The following is a 22273-nucleotide window of genomic DNA, read 5'->3' on the forward strand; positions in this document are numbered from 1 at the left end:
ATGGACGAAGACCGTTCATTGGTGATCGTCGAGGACGACGAGACCTTCGCACGGACCCTGCAACGTTCGTTCGAGCGTCGCGGCTACCGGGTCTGGGTGGCCGCCAGTCCAGATGCGCTGCGCGAGGTGCTGAGCACGACCACGCCGCGCTACGCGGTGGTCGACCTGAAGCTGGGGCAGGCGTCGGGTCTGGCCTGTGTGCAGACGCTGCACGCGCATGACCCCGAGATGCTGATCGTCGTGCTGACCGGCTTTGCGAGCATCGCGACGGCGGTGGAGGCGATTAAGCTGGGCGCGTGCCACTATCTCGCCAAGCCCTCCAATACCGACGATATCGAGGCGGCGTTCCACAAGGCGGGCGGCGACGCGACGACGGCGATCACCGACCGGCCCAGCTCGATCAAGACGCTGGAATGGGAGCGGATCAACGAGACGCTGGCCGAGACGAACTTCAACATCTCGGAAACCGCAAGGCGCCTCGGCATGCACCGTCGCACCCTCGCGCGGAAATTGGAGAAGCGCCACGTCCCCTGACGTGGCGCTTGCCCCGATCAGCGGCGCTTTTCGGCCGCGATCCAATCGGCAATCTTCTTTTCCAGCACCGGCATCGGCAGCGCGCCGGTGTCGAGCACCTCGGCATGGAAGCGGCGAGGGTCAAACTTCGCACCCAGCTCGACCTTGGCCTGCGCCTTCAACCGGCTGATCGTCAGCTGGCCGATCTTATAGGCCAAGGCCTGGCCCGGAATGGCGATATAACGCTCGACCTCGGCGGTCGCGTCGGTGCGCGCCATGGGCGAGTTGGCGAGCATATAGTCGATCGCCTGATCGCGGGTCCAACCCTTGGCATGGATGCCGGTATCGACGACCAGCCGCATCGCGCGCAGCATTTCGTCGTTCAGGCCGCCCATCCGCTGATAGGGATCGGTTTCCATGCCGAGTTCGGGCCACAGCGTCTCGGCATAGAGGGCCCAGCCCTCGGCATAGGCGGTGTTGCCGCCGAAGCGCATGAAGGCGGGGAGCGCCGCATTTTCCTGCGCCAGGCTGATCTGGAAATGATGCCCCGGCACCGCTTCGTGCAGATACAGCGTCTCCATCTCCCACATATAGCGTGAGGGGAGGTCATAGGTGTTGTAGTAGAAGACGCCCGGCCGCGTCCCGTCCGGGGTGCCGCCCTGATAGGAGCCACCGGCATCGGTCTTTTCCTTGAAGGCCGGGACCGGACGGATTTCGAGCGGTGTCTTGGGGATCAGCGAGAACTGCTCACGGATGCGCGCATCGACGCGGCGGCCGATCGCTTCATAGCCTTCGCGAAGCTGTGCCGCGCTCTTGGGCGCGAAACGCGGGTCGGTGCGCAGGAAGGTAAAGAACTCCGCCAAGCTGCCCTTGAAGCCGACCGCCTGTTTCTGGACCTCCATCGCCTTCAGGATACGCGCGACCTCGGACAGGCCGAGCTGATGCACGTCCTCGGCCTTGAGGGGCAGGGTGGTGTTCTGCTCGATCAGATAGGCATAGAGCTTGTCGCCGCCCGGCATCCCCGACAGGCCGACCGTATCGCGCGCCACCGGCAGATAGGTGTCGGCCAGGAAGGCCCGCATCCGCTGCTCGGCGGGGACGATGACGTCGCGGATCTGCGCGGCATAGGCGGCCTTCAGCCGTGCCTGCTCGGCCGCCGGAACGGTGGCTGGGAAATTCATGACCGGGCCGTAGAAGGTCGACTTCTCGACCGGCACGGCAAGCAGATTGTCGAATTGGGCGATCATGTTGCGCACGACCAGCTTGGGCTGGACGATGCCGCTTGCCATGCCCTGCCGAAAGCGGGTGATCGCTTCGTCCAGCAGGCGGGCATATTCGACGTTGCGCTTCAGGTTGTTTTCGTAATCGGCCACCGTGTTGAACGGCGCTGCGCCCTGGCCCGAGGCGAATTCGGGGTAGAAGGTCTGGATGCCGTAAAAGTGATCCATGGGCCGTACGATCGTCAGCGCGACGATGGCGGGATCAAAGCCCCTCAGCGTCGTCTCGCCCTGCTGCTTGAAGACGTCATAGGCGACCTGGTTGGTCGGGGTCAGCCTGGCCCGATCGATCTGGCCCAGGGCCTTCAGATCCTTTTCGGTCGCCGCGCGCTCGGCCGCGATATAGGCGTCGGAAAAGAAATCGCCGATCCGGTCGGCTCGGCGCATGTCGCCACGGAAGATGCCGCTGATCGGGTTTCGCGCCAGGCTCGCTTCGTCGCTGTCATGGAAAAGCTGCTTGAGCCAGGCGTCCTCCTTGCCCTCGCCGGGTTGAGGCGCCGCGATGGGGGTGGCCTGCGCATGGACGATGGCGGGGGCGCTCAGCGAGAGGGCGGCGAGGACGATGGCGAGGGAGGAAGAGCGCAAGCGGATATCCCGGTGAGAGCGTTGGAGCGATATTGGTAGAAAGCCCCGTTCGCACCCGCAAGCCGTTGCGGCATAACCCCAAAAAAGAAGCGCCCCGCGATCGCCATCGGATCGCGGGGCGCCGTCTGCCCAGCTGAAGGGGCGAACTTAGACCGAGGTCTTGTTCGTGGCAGCCTTGGCAGCCGCCGAACCGGCATTGCTGGCGGCCTTGACCACATCGTCGAACAGCGACTTGGCGCGGTCCTTGGCGGCGTCCTTGGTCAGACCGGCATCTTCCAACTCGCGCAGGCCCGTCTCGCGCGCGGCCTGGGTCGCCTGGCGGATCGTCTCGCCCAGCTTCTTGCCGAGCGGAGTGAGCAACTCTTTCTCGCGTGCCGAACGCGGGATCAGCGCACCTGCGATCACGCCGACGACCAAGCCGCCGACGAGGATGCCGAGCGGATTGCTTTCAATCGTGCGAGCCGTCTTGTGCGCCAGCTCGCCCGCCTTGTCCTTCGAGGTGTGGAGTGCGGTTGCCGCCTTGTCCTTCGCATCGTGATAGGCCTGCGACGCGGTCTCGCGCGTATGGTCGATCTTTTCGCGGAGGGCGGTCTGCTGATCGTGGGTTTCGGTGGTCATTGCGAACATCCTTCTGGGCCGTGTCGCGAGGGCGCGCCCCCCGCGAACCAAATCAGCGTTTACGCTTGAACAGGCGGGCGATCCGCCGACGATTGAGGAAGAGGCCGACAACGGCCACGCCGCCAGCGACGGCGGCAGGGTTGCTCTTGGCGGACTCGAGGCCGCACTTCGCGGCCGTGACGCTCGCCTCGCGTGCCTGCGCGGCCAGTGCCTGCGGCTCCAGCTTCGCCTGGATGCGCGATGCGGTGGCGTTCAGCCGTTCGCGCGCCTCGGCCGCGCGGATTTCCGCTTCTGCGACGGTCATGCGCCACCTCCCGACAGACGGGACTTGCCCATCATCGCCAAGACGCCGGCAATGATGACGACCACGCCGACGACGATCAGCGTCGCCGCGAACGGCCCGGTCGCCGGTGCCAGCGCGAAGATCAGGCCGACCAGCAACGCGATCAGTGCCGACAGACCCAGCACCGCTGCTACCCCGAAAAAGATCGCCGCGCTGCGATAGCGCCCGATCTTGTCGGTCGCGCGGGCCTTCGCCAGATCGATCTCGGCGGTGATGAACGTCCGCCCATCATCGACGAGCTGCGACACCAGCGAGGTCAGCGTCTCCGGCTCGGGCGATACCGCCGTCCGCAGGGTTTCGACGACGCGGGTCACGCGGAGGCGTCGACCGACTGGCTGGTTTCGACACCCGACTGGACCACGCGCGCCAGCGCGAAGCCGAGGGCGGCGGCAATGCCGATCGCGACGGCCGGGCTCTTGGTGACGAAGGCGCGGGCGTCGTCGAGCAGTTCCTCGACGTCCTTGTCCTTGATCGCACCCGACAGCGAGGTCACGGAGTCGGCAGCCGAGCGGGCATATTGGCCATATTGGTTGCCTAGCTTTTCGTCGACTTGCCCGGCCGCGTCGTTCAGCAACTGCGCCACCTGATCGAGCGCCGACCCGGCCTTGGCCTTGCCGTCTCCGGCCAGTGCCTGAATCTTGTCGACGGCCTGCTGCTGGAACTTGCTGGCGCCGTCCTTCACCTGCTGCTTGGCGTCGGCCAGACCGGCTTTCGTCGTCGAAGCATCGGTGTCCGATACCAGCGGGGCGTTCGGGGCGGCCACTTCCGGCGCGACCGCGATGTTGGCGCCGAAACCGGGCGTCGCGGTGTCAGCGGCGGGGAAGGTGCTGTCGGTGTCAGCCATCGAAAAACCCTTTCGTTACGGCCCGGGCGAACGGGCGGTTTGCGTCTTAACCCCGGCAATGGAAGCACGGTTCCATGATTTTACCGCAATTGCCCTTCGCACAGTCACACGGTAGAGCCGCGCCGAGACCACTAGGCTGATGTAGGAGCATCGTTACGTGACCGCAATCATCGACATCCACGCGCGTCAAATCCTGGACAGCCGGGGCAATCCCACCGTCGAAGTCGACGTGCTGCTCGAAGACGGCAGCTTCGGCCGCGCCGCCGTTCCCTCGGGCGCATCGACCGGCGCGCATGAAGCCGTCGAGAAGCGCGACGGCGACAAGAGCCGCTGGATGGGCAAGGGCGTCGAAGCCGCGGTCGAAGCGGTCAACGACGAGATCACCGACGCGATCCTGGGCATGGATGCCGAGGATCAGGCCGATCTCGACCGCGCGATGATCGAGCTGGACGGCACCGAGAACAAGGGCCGCCTGGGCGCCAACGCCATCCTGGGCGTCAGCCTGGCGGCGGCCAAGGCCGCGTCCGAAGCGCGTGGCCTGCCGCTCTACAAATATGTCGGTGGCGTCTCGGCGCATCTGCTGCCGGTGCCGATGATGAACATCATCAATGGCGGCGAGCATGCGGACAATCCGATCGATTTCCAGGAATTCATGATCATGCCGGTCGGTGCGGCGAACATCATGGAAGCGGTCCGCTGCGGTTCGGAAATCTTCCACACGCTGAAGAAGGCGCTGCACGAAAAGGGCCTGGCGACCGGCGTGGGCGACGAGGGCGGCTTCGCCCCCAACATCGCCTCGACCACCGAAGCGCTCGACTTCATCATGGCCTCGGTCGAGAAGGCCGGGTACAAGCCGGGCGACGACGTCATGATCGCGCTCGACTGCGCCGCGACCGAGTTCTTCAAGGACGGCAAGTACAATATCTCGGGCGAGGGCAAGATCCTGTCGAGCCATGAGATGGCCGAGTATCTCGCCGAACTGACCCGCCAGTATCCGATCCTGTCGATCGAGGACGGCATGGCCGAGGACGACTGGGAAGGCTGGAAGGCCCTGACCGACCTGATCGGCGACAAGGTGCAGCTGGTCGGCGACGATCTGTTCGTCACCAACCCGAAGCGCCTGAAGAAGGGCATCGAGGGGGGCTATGCCAACTCGCTGCTGGTGAAGGTCAACCAGATCGGCACGCTGACCGAGACGTTGGAGGCCGTGTCGCTGGCGCAGCGTTCGCGCTATACCGCCGTCATGTCGCACCGTTCGGGCGAAACCGAGGACGCGACCATCGCTGACCTGGCGGTCGCCACCAACTGCGGTCAGATCAAGACGGGCTCGCTGGCGCGTTCGGACCGGCTCGCCAAGTACAACCAGCTGATCCGCATCGAGGAAGAGCTGGGTGACTCGGCGCGCTATGCCGGTCGCGATATTCTCATCCGCGCTTGAAATCGGAAGGCGACGGGACGATTATGGTTGCCGTGACCAAGAAACCGTCGCCTTTCATCCGGACCATGCGGCGGGCCGCGTTGCCCGCCCTTGGCCTGACGATCGTTGCCTTCTTCGGTGCCTATGCGGTGCTGGGGCGCAACGGCCTGCTCGCTTATGGCGAGTATCAGCGCCAGCTGGTCAAGCGCGAGCATGACTATGCCGCGCTCGACAAGCGACGGACGGTGTTGAAGAACAGGGTGGCGCTGCTCGATCCGGACCATGCCAATCCGGACATGGTCGACGAGATGGTCCGCAAGGAACTGAACGTCGCCCATCCGGACGAGGTCATCGTTCCCCTGAAGTGAAACCGGGCGGCCCCGCAAGGCCGCCCTTTTCGTATCACCGACCCAGGAAGGTCAGCAGATCGCTGGTCAGGCGGTCACTGTGCGTGACGTTCAACCCGTGTGGCGCGCCGTCATATTCGACAAGTTGCGAATGCGCGATGTCCGCCGCTGCGGCGCGGCCCGCCGCATCGATCGGAACGGTCTGATCGCCGGTCCCATGCACGATCAGCGTCGGCACCCGGAACGCGGACAGGTCGGGGCGGAAATCCGTCTGGCTGAACGACTCGGCGCAGGCCAGCGTCGGCTTGAGCCCCGCCTGCATCGCCACGCTCGTCGCCCAGTCGAGCACATCGTCGCTGACCGGGCTGCTGATGAAGCCCACGCCGAAGAACTGCTTGAAGAAGGTGTGGCGCAGGAAATTGGCGCGGTCGTCGCGCAGGCCCTGGCCGATCTGATCGAACACCGACTGGTCGGTGCCGTGGGGATTGTCGTCGGTCTTGAGCATATAGGGTACGACCGAGGCGATGAGGCCCGCCGCGATCACGCCCTTGCCGTCATGGCGGCTCATATAGCGGGCGACTTCGCCGCCCCCCATCGAGAAGCCGATGACCGCCGCGTCCTGTGCGCCCGTCGCCTCCAGCACATCGGCCAGATCGTCGGACAGCGTGTCATAGTCATAGCCCGACCACGGCTGGCCGGACCGCCCGAAGCCACGCCGGTCATAAGCGATGGCGCGGAACCCGGCCTCGGCCAGCGCCATCATCTGGGCGTCCCACATGTCCGCCGAGAACGGCCAGCCATGGAGCAGCACGACAGGGCGTCCTTCACCCCAGTCCTTGACATAGATGTCGGTTCCGTCGCGGGTCTTCACATAAGGCATCGTCTGCTCCTGCGCATATGGCGATAAGGCGGGACGTGAACGGGCCGGTCGTGCGGCCGTTCCGTATCCCCCGCGATTGCAGAGCGTCACGGAGTCCAACGATCCCATCGACTTCGATGGGGCCGATCAGAAGGGTAATAAAGCGGCAGTCCCGCATTGCCTTCGTTACGTGATGAAGTCACATTCCCATCATTCGCGATTGAGACGGAGCGTGACGGAATGCGGGGATGGCGTGGACTGCTGGCGGGCACGATGCTGGCCGGGCAGCTTGTGGCGGGGACTGCGATGGCGCAGACCAGCCCTATGACCGAGAACGATCCCTATATCTGGCTGGAGGACAAGGACGGCGCGAAGGCGCTCGCCTGGGTCGAGGCGGAGAATGCCAAGACCTTGCCACGTCTCCAGAACGATCCGCGTTATCAGACCTTCTATTCCGAAGCGCTCGCCATCGCCTCTGCCAAGGATCGCATTCCGATGCCGGGCCAGATCTATGGCCGCATCGTCAATTTCTGGCGCGATGCCGATCATCCGCAAGGGCTATGGCGCTGGACGACCGAAGCCGATTACGCCTCTGCCGCGCCGAAATGGACGACGTTGCTCGACCTCGACGCGCTCAGCAAGGCGGAGGGCAAGAAATGGGTCTGGAAGGGCCTGTCCTGCCTCAGTCCGGAGGATCGGCTGTGCCTGATCGCCCTTTCGGAAGGTGGTGAGGATGCGATCGAGTATCGCGAGTTCGATCTGGAAACCGGTCAGTTCGTCCCGAACGGTTTCCGCCTCTCCACCTCCAAGCAGGGCGCGGCCTGGCTCGACAAGGATACGCTGCTGGTCAGTCGTGACTGGGGGCAGGGGACACTCACGAAATCCAGCTATCCCTTCGTCGTGAAGATGGTGAAGCGCGGAGCACCGGTCGAACAGGCGACCGAGATTTTCCGTGGCGCACCGACCGACGAACTGGGCACCTATGCCAGTGTCCTGACCGATGCGAAGGGCAATCGGGCGGTCGTGATCGAGCGGCGCCAGACCTTCTTCGGCGGCAGCAAGCTGTTCTGGACGCCAGGCGGCGGGGCCAAGCCGATCGCGATGCCCGCCCGCGCCTTTCCGGCCGGGATGGTCGACGGCAAGGTGATCTTCCAGACCAGCGACGCTTGGGGCCAGCACCCGGCGGGTTCAGTCGTCTGGGCGCCGTTATCCGAGCTGGAAGCGGGGCAGATCACCCCGCGCGCGCTGTTCACGCCGACCGACCGACAGGCCGTGGAGGGGGTTTCGACCACGAAGGACCGCGTCGTCGTCACCTATATCGACAATGTCCGGGGCCGGGCCAGCGTATTTGCCCCGACCGGCAACGGCTGGGCGGCCACGGCCGTGCAGGTGCCGGACAACATGGCGGTCGATGTGGTCAGCACCAGCGACCGCTCGAATACCGTCTATCTGTCGACCTCGGGCTTCACGACGCCGACCGTGCTGTCGCGCTTCGACGCCAGCCGTCCGGCCGCGCCGCAAGTGCTGAAGACGCTCCCCGCCCGTTTCGACGCCGCGGGCACGACGGTCCATCAATATGAAGCCGTCTCAACCGACGGGACCAAGGTCCCCTATTTCGTCGTCCTGCCCAAGGGCGCGAAGCTGGACGGGACGACGCCGACGCTGATGACGGCCTATGGCGGGTTCGAGATTGCCCGCCTGCCCAATTATCTCGGTTCGACCGGCAAGATCTGGACAGAGCGGGGCGGCGCATTCGTGCTCGCCAATATCCGGGGTGGCGGCGAGTTCGGGCCGAAATGGCATGATGCAGGCCGCAAGACCAAGCGTCAGATCATCTATGACGATTTCGCGAGTGTGGCAAAGGACCTGTTCACGCGGCGCATCACCAACCCGCAAAAGCTGGGCATCTATGGCGGGTCGAATGGCGGCCTGTTGATGGGTGTCGAACTGACCCAGCATCCCGAGCTGTGGAAGGCGGTGACGATCCAGGTGCCGCTGCTCGACATGGTGCGGTATCAGAAGATCGCGGCGGGCGATTCGTGGAAGGACGAATATGGCTCGATCGACGTGCCGGAGGAGGCTGCGTTCCTGCGCAAGATTTCGCCCTATGCCAATATCCGCAAGGGCGTCGCTTACCCCGAGCCCTATATCTGGACCACGACTAAGGATGACCGCGTCGGCCCGCAGCATGCGCGCAAATTCGCCGCGCGCTTGTCGGAATATGGCATACCCTATCTTTTTTACGAAGACACGGCAGGTGGCCACTCGGGCGACGCCGACATTGCGCAAGGTGCGCGGTTGAGTGCGCAGCAGATGGTATATTTCGCGCAAAAGCTGATGGACGCGCCGAAGCGATAGCCGGTGAGGCCGGGCGTCTCGCACGTCCGGCCTTTCCATGGCCCCATGCGGCAATTATGCTCTTGCTGCGCCGCGACAGGATCGGCAAATGCAGGGGATGACCGATATGACGACGACCGAGCGCCGTCCGGCTGAACCGGCGGCAGGCGCTCCCGCCATCATCTTCGAAGCGATCGTCAAGATGCAGGCGGTGTCCGCCATGTATAATCGCGGCGAAGTGGTGCTGGCGCCCCATGTGATCTTCACGCGACACGACGAGCTGTATGTCGACGCGACGACCATCGAACGGGACGGAAAGCCGCCGCGCGAGGAAAAGATGGGCACGTTCAAGCTCGCCGGGCTCGGCGCGCTGCGCCTGACGCCCCGGCGGTTCACCGCAAGCGCCCTGTTCGAGCGCGATGCCGAGAAGTATCAGGGTGCGGCCCTGATGATGGTCGAGCCGGGCTGATCCTGCACAAACCAGGCACCGCGCTTCGATTGAAACGCGGTGCCTGGGCGCCTTAGCGGCAGCGGACCTGGTTCTGTTCGATCGAGCGACCGGCCAGCGCGCCGCCTGCCGCCCCGAGCAGCGTCGCGATCGTGCTGCTGCGCCCGCCGACCAGATTGCCCAGCACGCCACCGGCCGCGCCGCCGATGATCAGGCCGGTCGTGCCGTCTGGGCGACGGCAATAATAGCGACCATCGGTCCCCGCATAGACCCGGTCCTGCGGTTGCAGCACCCGCTCGCGATATTGCGAACCGTCGCGATAGTCGCCGACCGGATCGTAATAAGGTTCGGAATTGCGATCATATCCATCGGCCGGAATAGGCGGCGCGACCCGATATCCACCGGGACCAGCCTGTGGCGGGGCGGGGCGATAATCGCCATCGTCATAGCCGCCCTGGCTCCGCTCGGACTGGTACAGGTCCACTTCCTGACGATAGATCTGATATTCCCGATCGAAGCGGGCCTGCGCCGCCCGGAACCGCGCATCCTGTGCGGCGGTCTGAGCCGTCGCGGGAATGGCCGTTGCGGTGACGGCGGTGGTGATCGCCAAGATGGTCAGACGACGAAAGCCCATCGTTCCTATCCCTCCATACCCCGACAATCGGGGGAGGCGAGCGATACGGTCACGAAAGGATATGGTTCCTGAACGACATCAACCATTCCTGCCCTGCAAGGGGAGGGAGACCATGCGCAGCATGGTGGAGGGGTGTAACCGGTCGTAAGTTTGCCCGATCTCTCTAACGGTGACACCCCTCCGCCAGGGCTTCGCCCTGCCACCTCCGCTTGCAGGGGAGGAATGCGAAGGCTTTTCACCCCTTGGTGACGAAACTGTCCATCACCCGCTTGCGCCCGGCCTGCTCGAAATCGATCTCCAGCTTGTTGCCCTCGATCGCCGCGATCTCGCCATAGCCGAACTTCTGGTGGAACACGCGCTCGCCGACACGCAGATCGTCACGCCCCTTCTGCCCCAATCCGACGGAGGGCGAACGCGACTCGACGATCCGAGCGGGACGGGCAGGGGCCGCATTCTGCCCCGTCGCCGCCCGCTGCCAGCCCGGACCGCGCCCGGTGCCGCGCCCGACATTGGCGAAGGGGTCGGCATGTTCGGACCAGTTGGCCCGCCAAAGGCTTTCGCCGCCGGTCATGCTCGTCTCGCTCTCGATATGCTCGGGCGGCAATTCGCCGACGAAGCGGCTCGGCAGGCTCGACGTCCATTGGCCATAGATACGGCGATTGGCCGCGTGGAGGATCACCGCCTTGCGCCGCGCGCGGGTGATCGCGACATAGGCGAGCCGCCGCTCCTCCTCCAGGCTGCGCGTGCCGCCCTCGTCGATCGCGCGCTGCGACGGAAACAGACCTTCCTCCCAGCCCGCCAGGAACACCGTGTCGAACTCCAACCCCTTGGCGGCATGGATCGTCATGATCGTCACCTCGGGCTCGCGCTGGTCGCCGTCGCGGTCCATGACCAGCGAGACATGCTCCAGGAACGCGCCGAGCGACTCGTAATCCTCCATCGCGCGGACGAGTTCGGACAAATTCTCCAGCCGCCCGGCCGCCTCCGCCGACTTTTCGTTCTGGTACATGGCGGTATAGCCGCTCTCGTCGAGCAACTGCCGCGCCAGCTCCGGATGCGCGAGGTCGCGGGCCATGTCGCGCCAGCGGGCGATATCGCCGATCAGATTGCCCAGGCTCCGCCGCGCCTGCGGGGTCAGTTCGTCGGTGTCGAGGATGCGCGCCGAGGCGATGGTCAGCGGCAGCCCTTCGGCCCGCGCCAGCTGATGAATCTTGGCCAGCGCCTTGTCGCCCAAGCCGCGCTTGGGAACGTTGACGATCCGCTCGAACGCCAGATCGTCCGATGGCTGGTTGACGATACGCAGGTAGGCGAGCGCATCGCGGATTTCGGCGCGCTCGTAGAAGCGGAACCCGCCGACGATCCGATAGGGAAGGCCGATCGCGATGAAGCGATCCTCGAACTCGCGGGTTTGATGCGAGGCGCGGACCAGAATGGCGATATTGTCATAGGAGGTGCCAGCGCGTCGCGCCGACTCGATCTCCTCGCCCACCCGCCGCGCTTCCTCCGGGCCGTCCCAGACGCCCAGCACCTGCACCTTCTCGCCGACGTCCAACTCGGTCCAGAGCGTCTTGCCGAGCCGCCCGCCATTATTGGCGATCACTCCTGATGCGGCGCCCAGAATGTGCGGCGTCGACCGGTAATTCTGTTCCAGCCGGATGACCTTGGCGCCCGGAAAGTCCCGCTCGAAGCGCAGGATATTCTCCACCTGCGCGCCACGCCAGGAATAGATGGACTGGTCGTCATCGCCGACACAGGCGATGTTCTTGCGCGCCTGGGCGAGCAGTCGCAGCCAGAGATACTGGACGCTGTTGGTGTCCTGATACTCGTCCACCATGATATAGCGGAAACGCTGCTGATACTGCTCGAGCACGTCGCGATGCGTCTTCAGGATGGTCAGCATGTGGAGCAGCAGGTCACCGAAGTCGCAGGCATTCACGCTGCGCAGCCGGTCCTGATATTGGCGATAGAGCTCGGCGCCCTGGCCGTTGGCGTATCGCTCGGCTTCGCCCGCATCGATATCGCCGGGGACCAGCCCCTTGTTCTTCCATTCGTCGATCAGGCCACCCAAGGCGCGCGCCGGAAACCGCTTTTCGTCAATGTCCGCCGCCACGATCAACTGCTTGAGCAATCGCAGCTGATCGTCGGTGTCGAGGATGGTGAAGTTGGATTGCAGCCCGACCAGTTCGGCATGACGGCGCAGCATCTTGGCCCCGATCGCGTGGAAGGTGCCCAACCACGGCATTCCCTCCACCGCGTCGCCGACCAGCCGCCCGACGCGCTCGCGCATCTCGCGCGCGGCCTTGTTGGTGAAGGTGACCGACAAAATTTCCGACGGCCAAGCCTTCCGGGTATAGAGAAGGTGCGCCAGCCGCGCGGTCAGCGCCGCCGTCTTGCCCGTTCCGGCGCCCGCCAGCACCAGCACCGGCCCGTCCGTGGTCAGCACCGCCTCGCGCTGCGCGGGGTTCAACGTCCGAAGATAGGGATAGTCGGCCAGCGAAGCGGCGGGATCGGTAGAAGGCACGGTCATCGCGAACAGTTAGGGAACGTTTGCGGCGGGGGCAACCACCCGTAATCTTCACCCGGCCTTGTTTCATCGCGGGACTCGTCATTGTGCCGTCTTTTGCCCGACGCGAAAGCGACATGTGCGCTGCCTAGAGGCCCGGCGTGCCGACGAGCGGCGGAGTGATCCCATCACTCACGCCGCCGTGACGGGCACGATCCGATGCAGGAGCACCACAAGATGAAGAAGTTTACGGCAGCCGCCATTGCGGCTTCTCTGTTTGCGTCCGCAACCGCTCAGGCCGAAATCCGCGAGCCCGTCACCGTCACCGTTCGTCACGCCGATCTCGATCTGCACCGTGCCGCTGATCGCGCCCAGCTCGACGCGCGTATCCGCCGTGCCGCGATCATGGCGTGCGGCCATGTAACGGCCGATCTGCGCCGCAACGCCGACATCACGCGCTGCCGCCGGGAGATGATGGCGGACGCCGCGATCAAGGTCGCGGCATTGTCGACCGCCGCGCCGGTCGCGCTGGCCAGCAAGAACTGAGATCATCAACGGCACTCGGCCGGGCGGTCCAATGCACCGCCCGGTCGCGTTCCAATGCGAGACGGCATGAACCGGAAGGCACCGGGCAGCCGTCATGAAAATGTCACCGGAAAGGCGCAACGCGATTGGTCATGACATCCTATGCGCTCGCCGGTGGCCAATCCGAATCCCGCGTTCGCGGGCCGCGTCTCGATGCCGGGCTCCATCCGATGGGCCGTTGGGTGTTCACCGCCCTGTTGATCGGCGGCCTCGCCTATGCCGGCTATAGCATTGCGGTCGACACTGCCCGCGTCGGGGAGCCGATGGCGATGGGCGTGTTCGCTTTTCTCGGGCTGGCGCTGCTGATCGCGCTGGGCTTCGAGTTCGTGAACGGCTTTCACGATACCGCCAATGCCGTCGCCACCGTCATCTACACCCATTCGATGCCCGCCCCGCTCGCGGTCGTCTGGTCCGGTTTCTTCAATTTCCTGGGCGTTCTGACCTCGACGGGGGCCGTCGCCTATTCGATCATCACGCTGTTGCCCATCGACCTGATGCTTCATGTCGGCTCGGCTGGCGGGTTCGCGATGATCTTTGCGCTGCTGCTGGCAGCCGTTCTCTGGAACCTGGCGACCTGGGCGGTCGGGCTGCCCAATTCGTCGAGCCATGCGCTGATCGGATCGATCCTGGGCGTCGGGCTCGCCAACCAGCTGCTGTCGAGCGTTCCCGGCACCTCCGGGGTCGATATGGCACAGGTGTGGAAGGTCCTGTCCGCACTGCTGTTCAGCCCGCTGATCGGTTTTGCCGGGGCCTTGATGCTGCTCCTCGTCATGAAGCGTTTCCTGCGCGACAAGCGGCTCTATCGCGAGCCGGAGGGTGACACGCCGCCGCCGCGCGGCATCCGCGCACTCCTGATCTTCACCTGCACGGCAGTCAGCTTCGCGCATGGCGGCAATGACGGGCAGAAGGGCATGGGGTTGATCATGCTGATCCTGATCGGCTGCGCGCCGACCGCCTATGCGCTGAACCGCACGCTGCCCGAGAGTGCCATGCCCGCCTTCGTGCGCAGCGCGCAGGTTGCGGCGACCGCCTATGCGGCCCATGGTGCGCAAGGCACCCCCTCGGTCGATCAGGCGCGCGCGGACGTAGTCGATGCCGTCCGCAAGAAGGCGATCGATACGCCCAAGGTCTATGCGGGCCTGTCCGCGCTGTCGCGCGACATCGGCGAGCGGATCGGCAATTACGGCGCGCTCAGCCGTGTCCCCGCCGCCGTCGTGCCCAATCTGCGCAACGACATGTATCTGGTCCTCGACACCACCCGCATGGTGACCAAGAGCGAGACGGCCAAGCAGCGCTTCACCGCCGCCGAGATCGAATCGCTGAACAGCTATGCCGGGTCGCTGGAGCGGGGCACCCGCTATATCCCTCTCTGGGTGAAGGTCACGGTCGCGCTGGCGCTGGGCCTGGGTACCATGGTCGGCTGGCGGCGGATCGTGGTGACGGTCGGCGAGCGCATCGGCAAGACGCATCTGACCTATGGCATGGGTGCCGCGGCCGAACTGATGACGGCAGCGACGATCTTCGGTGCGGAGTATATCGGACGTCCGGTGTCGACCACGCATATCCTGACATCGGGTGTCGCCGGGGCGTCCGTCGCCAATGGGGCAGGCCTTCAGTTCCGGACGATCCGCAACATGCTGCTCGCCTGGGTCCTGACCCTGCCCGCCGCGATGCTGCTGTCGGGCACCCTCTATTGGCTGCTGCTGCAACTGGCCCGCGTGCTGGCGGGGTAAGCGGATAAGGCTTTACGCCGGGCGTCCGCTTCTGCACGAGCGAGGCATGACCCATGCCTCGCCTCCGTCGCATCGCCATATCCTGCTGGCCAGCCTGACCGGCACGGCGGTCGAATTCTACGATTTCTACATCTATGCGACCGCAGCGGCGCTGGTGTTCGGGCCACTGTTCTTTCCGGCATCTTCGGCGACGGCGCAGTTGCTGCTCTCCTATGCCAGCTTCGGTCTCGCCTTTGTGGCCCGACCGGTGGGGGCCATCGCCTTCGGCCATTTCGGCGACCGGGTAGGGCGCAAATCGACCCTGGTGGTCAGCCTGATGCTGATGGGCGGATCGACCGTCGCCATCGCTTTCCTGCCGACCTATGCGCAGGCCGGATGGATCGCGCCGCTGCTGCTGTGCATCGCGCGGTTGGGGCAGGGGCTTGGGCTGGGCGGCGAATGGGGCGGCGCCGCCTTGCTGGCGGTGGAGAATGCCCCGCCCGGCAAGCGCAACACCTGGGGCATGTTCCCGCCGCTCGGCGCGCCCGTGGGCTTCATCCTGGCCAATGGCTTTTTCCTGATCCTGGGGCTGATCCTGACCGACGAGCAGTTCCGCGCCTGGGGCTGGCGCCTGCCGTTCCTGGCGAGCGCGGTACTGGTCCTGCTGGGCCTGTGGGTCCGCCTGCGCCTGACCGAGACGCCCGATTTTGCCGAGGCGAAAAAGGCCGAAGCATTGCCCCGCGTGCCGATCGCGACTCTGCTTCAGGGCCATGGCCGTGCGCTGCTGGCGGGAACGGGCGGGGTGGTCGCCTGTTTCGCGATCTTCTATCTCGCGACCGCCTTTGCGCTCGGGCATGGGACGACGGTGCTCGGCTATCCGCGCGAGGCGTTTCTGAGCATTCAGCTGGTGGCGATCCTGTTCCTGGCGCTCGGCGTCGTCGTCTCCAGCGTGATGGCCGACCGGCATGGTGCGCCCTTCATGCTGCGGCTGGGCTTTGCGGGCTGCGTGCTGGTCGGGATCGCGATGGGACCGATGCTGGGATCGGGGTCGCTCGCCGTCGTGTTCGTCTGGCTGGCCGCCGCGCTGTTCGTGATGGGCTTTGCCTATGGCCCGTTGGGCGGATGGCTACCCGCGCTGTTTCCGGCGGGCGTGCGCTATACCGGCGTGTCGATGACGTTCAATCTGGGCGGCATCATCGGCGGCGCCCTCGCCCCCATCGCGGCCCAGGCATTGACCGAGCGCGGCGGGCTGAACTTCGTCGGTGGCTATCTGGTCGCCGCCGGTCTGCTCAGCCTCGCCGGGCTCGCCCTGATGCGTGGGCGCGGTGCCTATCAGGCCTGACGGAGAAGGGTCAGCCGCGCCTTTCCGTGGACGCGGGAGGCATCGACGGTGAAGCCCGCAATCTCGACCTCTTCCTGCTTGGCCGTCTCGATGCTGACCCAAGTCCCGGCGCCGACCCAGCCGAGCCGGGCCAGCTTGTCGAGCGCGACGCTGCCCGCACCCGTCGCATAGGGCGGATCCATCAGGATCAGGTCGAGCGGCGCGCGCGCAGGCCCCAGCGCCATCACCGACGAGGCCCGGACATCGCCCTTGGCCTCCAGCTTGGCAAGATTGGCCCGCAGCGCATCGAGGGCTGCGCGGTCCTGCTCCACGAACAGGCAGGACGCCGCCCCCCGCGACAAGGCCTCGATCCCGAGCGCCCCCGAACCGGCGAAGAAATCGCCGACCGCCAGCCCCTCGAAATCGCCCAGCCGGGCTGTGAGCATCGAGAACAAGGCCTCGCGCGTTCGGTCGGCGGTCGGGCGGGTCACGTCACCCTTGGGGGCGACGAGCGGGCGTCCGCGCCATTGTCCGGCGATCACACGCATCAGCGCTGCCCTCCCGGACGACCGGGACGCGAGCCGCCACCGTTAGGACGTCCTCCGCCGCGTGTGTCCGGTCGCGACGGTCCGCCGGAGCGTCCGGACGAACCCTGTGGGCCACGCGACGGACGGGCGGGGCGATCGCCACGATCGTCGAAACGCGGCTGGCGTGGACCACCCGCGGGCTTGCCAAAGGGCTTGGCATCGCCACGCGAACGGTCGGAGCGAGCGCCGTCCCGTGCCGGGCGTTCGCCCCGGTCGTCAAAGCGCGACGCCCGCTGTCCACCGGAGCCGTAGCGCTCGCCGGTGGCAGCGCTGCCGAAAGGCTTGGCATCCCGACGCGACCGATCGGAACGACCGCCCTCGCGAGCAGGGCGCTCGGCCCGGTCATCGAAACGCGATGGCCGCTGACCGCCGGAACCCGACCGATCGCCCGTTGGGGATTTGGCAAAGGGCTTGGCCCCCGGCCGCGCCCGATCCGACCGGACACCGTCACGCGCCGGGCGTTCGGTACGGTCCTCGAAGCGGGATGGGCGTTGTCCGCCAAAGCCGGACCGCTCGTTGGTCGGTGACTTGCCATAGGGCTTCGCGCCCTCACGCGGTCGGTCGGACCGAGCGCCTTCGCGGGCCGGGCGTTCGTTTCGGGTATAGGCCGACGACGGACGCGCGTCGTCACGGCGGCTCCGCTCGCCAGCTCCCATCCGCTCCTGCGACCGGGGGCGGTCGCTTGCTCCACCACGGGCCTCGCCTGCACCAGCGCGTGCCGGGCGCTCACCTGCGGCGCGCGTCGGCGGCGTGCGGAAGCCGGGCTTGATCTTCGCGGGCTTGACCGCGTCGGCGGGGATGCCGCCCTCCAGCGAACGTCGGAACTCGACGATATCGGCACCCCGGACCTCGCCGATGTCACCGACCGGCAGCTCGTCCAGCACGAACGGGCCATAGCGGAGGCGGATCAACCGGCTGACCTGCAACCCCAGATGCTCGAGCACGCGGCGAACTTCGCGGTTCTTGCCTTCGCGCAGCGTCATCTCGATCCAGACGTTCGCGCCGGTCCGCCGCTCGAGATTGGCGTCGATCTGGCCATAGCGGATGCCGTCGATCTCGATCCCGTGGATCAGCTCTTCCAGCTGCGCCTGGGTGATGTCGCCATAAGCGCGGGCGCGATAGGTGCGCTCGACGCCGGTGGCGGGCAATTCCAGCTGACGCTTGAACCCGCCATCGGTGGTCAGCAGCAGCAACCCCTCGGTATTCAGGTCGAGCCGCCCGACCGGCACCAGACGCGGCAACCCCTCGGGCAGGCGATCATAGATGGTCGGCCGCCCGGCGGGATCATGCTCGGTGACGAGCAGGCCGGTGGGCTTGTGATACAGGAACAGGCGCGTCGGTTCGGGCGCGGCGACAGGATCGCCATCCACGGTCACGCCGTCAAGCGAGGAAAGAAGCGTCGCAGGGGTGTCGATGGTCACGCCGTTCAGGGCGATCCGGCCCTCGGCGATCATCCGCTCGACCTCTCGGCGCGACGCGACTCCTGCCCGCGCGAGCAGCTTTGCTATACGTTGATCTGGTGTCATGATCCACGCTGATACAGAGGGTGTCGATCAAAGGAAATTAATTGCGTCGTTTCCCGCAGACAAAGCGTTACGCGAGCGAGCGGGACAGCAGGACAGGCCGATAGAGGGATGAGATTCTTCGGGCGAAAGAAGCGACAGCTGGTCAAGCTGCTCGTCGTTGAGGACGAGCCGCTGGTCGCGTTCGACACCGAACACGTCCTGACCGATGCGGATTTTGAGGTGGTCGCCACGGTCGACCGCGTCAGCAAGGCCGTCACCCTGATCGACGGCGGTGCCGGGATCGATCTGGTACTGGCGGATGTCCGGCTGGCGGACGGCAGCGGCGTCGACGTCGCGCGCGCGGCCCATGCCCGCGACATCCCCGTCCTGTTCATTACCGGCACGCCGCCCGATGGCGTCGAACAACTCGCCGAGGGGCTGTTGATGAAACCCTATGGCTCGCGCGAGCTGCTCGGCGCGATCGATGCGATCGAGGAGCGCCGCGCGGGCAAGGCGCCGGGTCGCCTGCCCTCGGGCTTTCGTCTTTTCACACGGGGCGGGACGTCCGGCCCCGTTGCCCCTGATGGCCAAGCCTTATAGGGTCCCCGCTTTCCGATAGGGTGAGCGGTTCTATGGCGAGTGGGCGTTGGTTGGATGGAGTGCGGCCCTATGTCGAGCCTGCGCCGCTGGCCTCGCTTGCGCTCGGCATATCGTCGGCCTTTCCGCTGACCATGATCAACGCCACGCTGGCCAGCCGGTTGGCGGAAGCGGGGATCGAGAAGAAGAGCGTCACCGCCTTCGCGCTCGTCATCCTGGCCTATAATCTGAAATGGCTCTGGGCCTGGATCGTCGAGGGGGTAAAGATCCCCCTCCTCCACCGGCTGGGCCAGCGCGTCTCGTGGCTGCTGGTCGTGGCGGCGCTGGTATGTGCGGCTGCGATCGGGCTAGGCCTGGCCGATCCGCGCGTATCGCTCGCGCAGACGGCGATGGCCGCGCTGGCGCTGGGCATAGCTGGGGCGACCTTCGACATTGTGATCGACGCGTACCGCATCGAACTGCTCGAGCCGCGCCAGCTGGGCGTGGGGGCGGGCATGGGCCAATATGGCTGGCGGATCGGATCGGCCTTGGTCGCGTCGCTCTCGCTGGTCATCGCGACGCGCGCGGGGTGGAGCGTGGCCTATATGGTCAGCTGCGCCTTCGCGCTGCCCGCAGTCCTGACCGTGCTGTTCATGGGCGAGCCGAAGCGGCATAGCGAGATCACCGCAAAACGCCCGACCGAGGGGATCGTCCGCGCGGTCGTCGGCCCTTTTGCCGAGTTTTTCCGCCGTCAGGGCGCGCTTATCATCCTGACCTTCATCCTGGTCCACAAGATCGGCGACACCCTGGCGAACCTGACCTTCCGCCTGTTGTTCAACGACCTGGGGTTCAGCAAGGACGAGATCGCGCTGTATGATGTCGGTGTCGGCTTCTGGGCGCTGCTGATCGGCGTGTTCGTCGGCGGGGTCCTCTATGCGCGACTGGGGATGAAGCGATCCGTGCTGATCAGCCTAGTGCTGATGGCCGTGTCCAACCTGTCCTTCGCGGGCCTGGCGGCGCTGGGTCATTCCAACTGGGGCATGGCGGGCGCGATCGGGTTCGAGAATTTTTCGAGCGGGATCGGCGGGGTCACCGTTGTCGCCTATTTCTCGGCGCTGACCGACCTGCGCTTCACCGCCGCGCAATATGCGCTCATCTCGGCGGCGGCGAGCGTGGTCGGACGTATCCTGAGCGGCACGACGGCGGGGGCGTTGGTCGAGCAGTTCGGTTATGTCGACTTCTATCTGCTGACGACGGTCGTCGCCGTGCCGGGCGTCCTGCTGTTCTGGTGGATGGCGCGGTCGGGCCTAGTCGACCGTTCGATCGGCAGCGCAGGCGTCGCCGGAGAGGGCGACGCCCGTCGCGAGGTACCGGTCAGTAACTGATCGGCCGCCCTTCGTCCGCGAAGGCCGCCGAGACGGCGGCGGCGCTCGCCAGGACGCTGTCGACCCGCCGCACGCCGAGCAGATCGGTCATCAGGAAATGCGCCTTTTGCGGCGCCGCTTCCATTTGGGAGAGGATGGTCATCAGGGCCGCCTCCGCCGCCGTCATCCGCGCACAGCAGCAGGGCGCAATGGCGATCTGGCCTGAGGCATGGGCGGCCAGATCGGCCATCAGCGTCCGCATCAGGATCAGCGGGCGCCGGAAATCCTGCCCGAACATGGTGAACAGCGTGTGCGACGCACGGGCATCCGCCAGCCCGTGCGCGCCCATCCGACGTATCGCGAACAGGGCAATCCGGGCGTGGGGGCAGGCCGGCAGCATGTGCGGCAAAGCTGCGGCGAGGGTGGTGGTTTCGGCCATCGGCGGGGGACTCCGTGATTACGGTCCCCATGCTAGACGGTCGCTATTGATAGTCAATCGCAAATAAAGCGGTTGGTGGGATCGGCTCGTCGCATCATTGCGGCGCCTCGTCATTCTGGGCAAGAACCTGTCCGGCCAGGTAAAGCGATCCCGCGATCAGGACATGGGACGGGGCTTCGAGCCGCTCGGCAACCAAGGCGAGCGCATGGGAAGGGTCACGGGCCGGAACCGCCTTGAGGCCCAAGGCATGGGCCTGTTCCGCAAGGCTTTCGGGCGGGTGGCAGGCGTGATCGGGTACGGGCACGGTGACGATCAGGTCGACCATCCCGCCCAGCTTTTCCAGAACCGGCCCGGCCTCCTTGTTCGCGAGCATCCCCAGAACGAGCGCGGTCGGCCCTTCGGAACGCCAGCCCGCCATGGCCCGCGCCACCGGCGTCGCAGCGGAAGGGTTGTGCGCGCCGTCCAGCCAGCATTGCGTCCCGGCGGGCAGCGCTTGGGTGAGCGGCCCATGCCCCAGACGCTGCATCCGCGCAGGCCACTGCGCGCCGGTCGCCGCCTTCTTCAAGGCCTCATCCGAAACGGTCACCTTCTGTTGATGCCGTAGCATCGCCACCGCCAGCGCCAAATTGCGTGACTGGTGCCCGCCTGTCAGGCTCGGCCGGGGCAAGGCGATTTGACCCCGCTCGTCCTCATAGGACACGCCGCTGCGCGTGGACGCGCTCGACCAAGCCTGTCCCCGTGCGAAGACGGGAGCCCCGGCGGCGGCCGCCACCTCGGCGATCGCGTCTCGCAGCGGGCGGGCATAGTCCATGGTCACCAGCGGCGTGCCAAGCTTGGCAATCCCCGCCTTTTCGCGCGCGATGCCGGTCAGCTTGCGACCCAGAAACGCCTCGTGATCGATGCCCAGCGCCGCGATGCCACAGACGGCGGGCGGCGGCAGGATATTGGTCGCGTCCAGGCGGCCGCCCAGACCCACTTCGATGATCGTAGCGGCGGCCGGATTGCGCGCGAAGGACAGGAACGCGGCCGCCGTCGTCACTTCGAAGAAGCTGGCACCGATCCCCTCGGCATGCCCCAGCACTTCGTCGAGCACCGCCGCCAGCGCATCGTCCGTGATCAAGCGGCCGTTCAGTCGGATCCGCTCGTTGAACCGGACGAGATGCGGGCTGGAATAGACATGCACGCTCTGCCCCGACGCCTCGATCGCGGCGCGCAGAAAGGCGCAGGTCGAGCCCTTGCCGTTGGTGCCCGCAACATGGAAGACCGGTGGCAGATGATGCTGCGGATCGCCCAGCCGCCCGAGCAGGGTCGTGATCCGCTCCAGACCCAGGACATCCGCACCCGGCGACAGGCGCCACAGCCGGTCGAGCTGCGCCTGGACGGCCGGATGGTCGGAACGGGCATGGTCGGGCATCGGCCGGTCTCTTGGGTAGTGGATATGAAAGAGGCGGACCTCTCG

22 protein-coding genes are annotated in these 22273 nt (G+C 66.1%); 10 read left to right on the forward strand and 12 right to left on the reverse strand.

From position 1 onward, the window contains the following. Complete coding sequence (locus tag ACQR50_RS08535) at window positions 1-534, forward strand: response regulator transcription factor (RefSeq protein ID WP_428967970.1); 534 nt, start codon at window positions 1-3, stop codon at window positions 532-534. Window positions 535-551: 17 nt separating this feature from the next. Here the strand turns inward: ACQR50_RS08535 and ACQR50_RS08540 are convergent, their stop codons facing one another. The 5 genes from ACQR50_RS08540 to ACQR50_RS08560 all read right to left on the reverse strand — a co-directional run bounded on the left by ACQR50_RS08540 (window position 552) and on the right by ACQR50_RS08560 (window position 4180). Continuing rightward, window positions 552-2381: a DUF885 domain-containing protein gene (locus tag ACQR50_RS08540; protein ID WP_428970671.1), complete on the reverse strand. Its 1830-nt coding sequence runs from the start codon at window positions 2379-2381 to the stop codon at window positions 552-554. 141 nt (window positions 2382-2522) lie between these two features. Next, window positions 2523-2993, reverse strand: a complete 471-nt coding sequence (locus ACQR50_RS08545) for a hypothetical protein (protein WP_428967971.1) — start codon at window positions 2991-2993, stop codon at window positions 2523-2525. Between the two features lie 52 nt (window positions 2994-3045). Next, entirely contained in the window at window positions 3046-3297 is a 252-nt protein-coding gene (locus tag ACQR50_RS08550; RefSeq protein WP_428967972.1) for a DUF3618 domain-containing protein, read from the reverse strand. Beyond that, window positions 3294-3650, reverse strand: coding sequence for a phage holin family protein (locus ACQR50_RS08555; protein WP_428967973.1), 357 nt, complete (start codon window positions 3648-3650; stop codon window positions 3294-3296). Before ACQR50_RS08555 ends, ACQR50_RS08550 begins: the two co-directional genes overlap by 4 nt. Continuing rightward, a complete protein-coding gene (locus tag ACQR50_RS08560; RefSeq protein ID WP_428967974.1) occupies window positions 3647-4180 on the reverse strand; it encodes a hypothetical protein in 534 nt (177 codons plus the stop codon). The genes ACQR50_RS08555 and ACQR50_RS08560 overlap by 4 nt, the downstream gene beginning before the upstream one ends. 157 nt (window positions 4181-4337) lie before the next feature. Between ACQR50_RS08560 and eno the strand changes: the two genes are divergently transcribed. Both eno and ACQR50_RS08570 read left to right on the forward strand, forming a co-directional pair. Beyond that, window positions 4338-5618 carry a phosphopyruvate hydratase gene (gene eno / locus ACQR50_RS08565; RefSeq protein WP_428967975.1) on the forward strand — a complete coding sequence of 427 codons (1281 nt, stop codon included), beginning with the start codon at window positions 4338-4340 and terminating at the stop codon, window positions 5616-5618. A 65-nt stretch (window positions 5619-5683) separates the two neighbouring features. Then, entirely contained in the window at window positions 5684-5965 is a 282-nt protein-coding gene (locus tag ACQR50_RS08570) for an FtsB family cell division protein (protein ID WP_089413591.1), read from the forward strand. A 34-nt stretch (window positions 5966-5999) separates the two neighbouring features. Here ACQR50_RS08570 and ACQR50_RS08575 read toward each other — a convergent pair whose 3' ends face one another. Beyond that, the gene (locus ACQR50_RS08575; RefSeq protein ID WP_428967976.1) at window positions 6000-6824 is read right to left on the reverse strand and encodes an alpha/beta fold hydrolase; all 825 of its coding nucleotides are present in this window, start codon (window positions 6822-6824) and stop codon (window positions 6000-6002) included. A gap of 219 nt (window positions 6825-7043) precedes the next feature. Here ACQR50_RS08575 and ACQR50_RS08580 point away from each other — a divergent pair, with 219 nt between their 5' ends. Further along, window positions 7044-9161, forward strand: coding sequence for a prolyl oligopeptidase family serine peptidase (locus ACQR50_RS08580; protein ID WP_428967977.1), 2118 nt, complete (start codon window positions 7044-7046; stop codon window positions 9159-9161). An 88-nt stretch (window positions 9162-9249) separates the two neighbouring features. Beyond that, window positions 9250-9609, forward strand: coding sequence for a hypothetical protein (locus tag ACQR50_RS08585; RefSeq protein ID WP_380773262.1), 360 nt, complete (start codon window positions 9250-9252; stop codon window positions 9607-9609). Between the two features lie 52 nt (window positions 9610-9661). Here ACQR50_RS08585 and ACQR50_RS08590 read toward each other — a convergent pair whose 3' ends face one another. Then, entirely contained in the window at window positions 9662-10222 is a 561-nt protein-coding gene (locus ACQR50_RS08590) for a glycine zipper 2TM domain-containing protein (protein ID WP_428967978.1), read from the reverse strand. Window positions 10223-10457: 235 nt separating this feature from the next. Continuing rightward, entirely contained in the window at window positions 10458-12749 is a 2292-nt protein-coding gene (locus ACQR50_RS08595; RefSeq protein WP_428967979.1) for an ATP-dependent helicase, read from the reverse strand. A gap of 213 nt (window positions 12750-12962) precedes the next feature. Here ACQR50_RS08595 and ACQR50_RS08600 point away from each other — a divergent pair, with 213 nt between their 5' ends. The 3 genes from ACQR50_RS08600 (at window position 12963) to ACQR50_RS08610 (ending at window position 16364) form a co-directional block, all read left to right on the forward strand. Beyond that, complete coding sequence (locus ACQR50_RS08600) at window positions 12963-13271, forward strand: UrcA family protein (RefSeq protein ID WP_428967980.1); 309 nt, start codon at window positions 12963-12965, stop codon at window positions 13269-13271. Between the two features lie 131 nt (window positions 13272-13402). Beyond that, complete coding sequence (locus ACQR50_RS08605; protein ID WP_428967981.1) at window positions 13403-15043, forward strand: inorganic phosphate transporter; 1641 nt, start codon at window positions 13403-13405, stop codon at window positions 15041-15043. Window positions 15044-15089: 46 nt separating this feature from the next. After that, window positions 15090-16364, forward strand: coding sequence for an MFS transporter (locus ACQR50_RS08610; RefSeq protein WP_428967982.1), 1275 nt, complete (start codon window positions 15090-15092; stop codon window positions 16362-16364). Here the strand turns inward: ACQR50_RS08610 and rsmD are convergent. Next, entirely contained in the window at window positions 16355-16891 is a 537-nt protein-coding gene (rsmD, locus tag ACQR50_RS08615; protein ID WP_428967983.1) for a 16S rRNA (guanine(966)-N(2))-methyltransferase RsmD, read from the reverse strand. The genes ACQR50_RS08610 and rsmD overlap by 10 nt on opposite strands. After that, window positions 16891-18456 (reverse strand): pseudouridine synthase, encoded by a 1566-nt coding sequence (locus tag ACQR50_RS08620; protein WP_428967984.1) that lies wholly within the window; start codon window positions 18454-18456, stop codon window positions 16891-16893. Before ACQR50_RS08620 ends, rsmD begins: the two co-directional genes overlap by 1 nt. Before the next feature lie 108 nt (window positions 18457-18564). Between ACQR50_RS08620 and ACQR50_RS08625 the strand changes: the two genes are divergently transcribed. Next, entirely contained in the window at window positions 18565-19035 is a 471-nt protein-coding gene (locus ACQR50_RS08625; RefSeq protein WP_428967985.1) for a response regulator, read from the forward strand. Window positions 19036-19067: 32 nt separating this feature from the next. Next, window positions 19068-20396, forward strand: a complete 1329-nt coding sequence (locus ACQR50_RS08630; RefSeq protein ID WP_428967986.1) for an AmpG family muropeptide MFS transporter — start codon at window positions 19068-19070, stop codon at window positions 20394-20396. On the opposite strand, the gene ACQR50_RS08635 is transcribed toward ACQR50_RS08630, so the two are convergent. Together ACQR50_RS08635 and ACQR50_RS08640 are read right to left on the reverse strand one after the other, a co-directional pair. Continuing rightward, window positions 20386-20814, reverse strand: a complete 429-nt coding sequence (locus tag ACQR50_RS08635) for a DUF6628 family protein (protein ID WP_056434913.1) — start codon at window positions 20812-20814, stop codon at window positions 20386-20388. The genes ACQR50_RS08630 and ACQR50_RS08635 overlap by 11 nt on opposite strands. Before the next feature lie 94 nt (window positions 20815-20908). Next, complete coding sequence (locus ACQR50_RS08640) at window positions 20909-22228, reverse strand: bifunctional folylpolyglutamate synthase/dihydrofolate synthase (RefSeq protein WP_428967987.1); 1320 nt, start codon at window positions 22226-22228, stop codon at window positions 20909-20911. Between the last annotated feature and the right edge of the window lie 45 nt (window positions 22229-22273).

It is taken from the genome of Sphingomonas sp. Xoc002 (assembly GCF_050408055.1).
Classification (GTDB): Bacteria; Pseudomonadota; Alphaproteobacteria; order Sphingomonadales; family Sphingomonadaceae; genus Sphingomonas; species Sphingomonas yabuuchiae.

Excerpts from the sequence above, each read along its gene's own strand:
- ACQR50_RS08625 (WP_428967985.1), top strand. The coding sequence starts at position 18,565 with ATGAGATTCTTCGGGCGAAAGAAGCGACAGCTGGTCAAGCTGCTCGTC.
- ACQR50_RS08600 (WP_428967980.1), top strand. The coding sequence starts at position 12,963 with ATGAAGAAGTTTACGGCAGCCGCCATTGCGGCTTCTCTGTTTGCGTCC.
- ACQR50_RS08590 (WP_428967978.1), bottom strand. The coding sequence starts at position 10,222 with ATGGGCTTTCGTCGTCTGACCATCTTGGCGATCACCACCGCCGTCACC.
- ACQR50_RS08605 (WP_428967981.1), top strand. The coding sequence starts at position 13,403 with ATGACATCCTATGCGCTCGCCGGTGGCCAATCCGAATCCCGCGTTCGC.
- ACQR50_RS08535 (WP_428967970.1), top strand. The coding sequence starts at position 1 with ATGGACGAAGACCGTTCATTGGTGATCGTCGAGGACGACGAGACCTTC.
- ACQR50_RS08560 (WP_428967974.1), bottom strand. The coding sequence starts at position 4,180 with ATGGCTGACACCGACAGCACCTTCCCCGCCGCTGACACCGCGACGCCC.
- ACQR50_RS08595 (WP_428967979.1), bottom strand. The coding sequence starts at position 12,749 with ATGACCGTGCCTTCTACCGATCCCGCCGCTTCGCTGGCCGACTATCCC.
- ACQR50_RS08550 (WP_428967972.1), bottom strand. The coding sequence starts at position 3,297 with ATGACCGTCGCAGAAGCGGAAATCCGCGCGGCCGAGGCGCGCGAACGG.
- ACQR50_RS08620 (WP_428967984.1), bottom strand. The coding sequence starts at position 18,456 with ATGACACCAGATCAACGTATAGCAAAGCTGCTCGCGCGGGCAGGAGTC.
- ACQR50_RS08610 (WP_428967982.1), top strand. The coding sequence starts at position 15,090 with ATGACCCATGCCTCGCCTCCGTCGCATCGCCATATCCTGCTGGCCAGC.
- ACQR50_RS08635 (WP_056434913.1), bottom strand. The coding sequence starts at position 20,814 with ATGGCCGAAACCACCACCCTCGCCGCAGCTTTGCCGCACATGCTGCCG.
- ACQR50_RS08630 (WP_428967986.1), top strand. The coding sequence starts at position 19,068 with ATGGCGAGTGGGCGTTGGTTGGATGGAGTGCGGCCCTATGTCGAGCCT.
- ACQR50_RS08545 (WP_428967971.1), bottom strand. The coding sequence starts at position 2,993 with ATGACCACCGAAACCCACGATCAGCAGACCGCCCTCCGCGAAAAGATC.
- ACQR50_RS08570 (WP_089413591.1), top strand. The coding sequence starts at position 5,684 with ATGCGGCGGGCCGCGTTGCCCGCCCTTGGCCTGACGATCGTTGCCTTC.
- ACQR50_RS08585 (WP_380773262.1), top strand. The coding sequence starts at position 9,250 with ATGCAGGGGATGACCGATATGACGACGACCGAGCGCCGTCCGGCTGAA.
- ACQR50_RS08575 (WP_428967976.1), bottom strand. The coding sequence starts at position 6,824 with ATGCCTTATGTGAAGACCCGCGACGGAACCGACATCTATGTCAAGGAC.
- ACQR50_RS08580 (WP_428967977.1), top strand. The coding sequence starts at position 7,044 with ATGCGGGGATGGCGTGGACTGCTGGCGGGCACGATGCTGGCCGGGCAG.
- ACQR50_RS08640 (WP_428967987.1), bottom strand. The coding sequence starts at position 22,228 with ATGCCCGACCATGCCCGTTCCGACCATCCGGCCGTCCAGGCGCAGCTC.
- rsmD (WP_428967983.1), bottom strand. The coding sequence starts at position 16,891 with ATGCGTGTGATCGCCGGACAATGGCGCGGACGCCCGCTCGTCGCCCCC.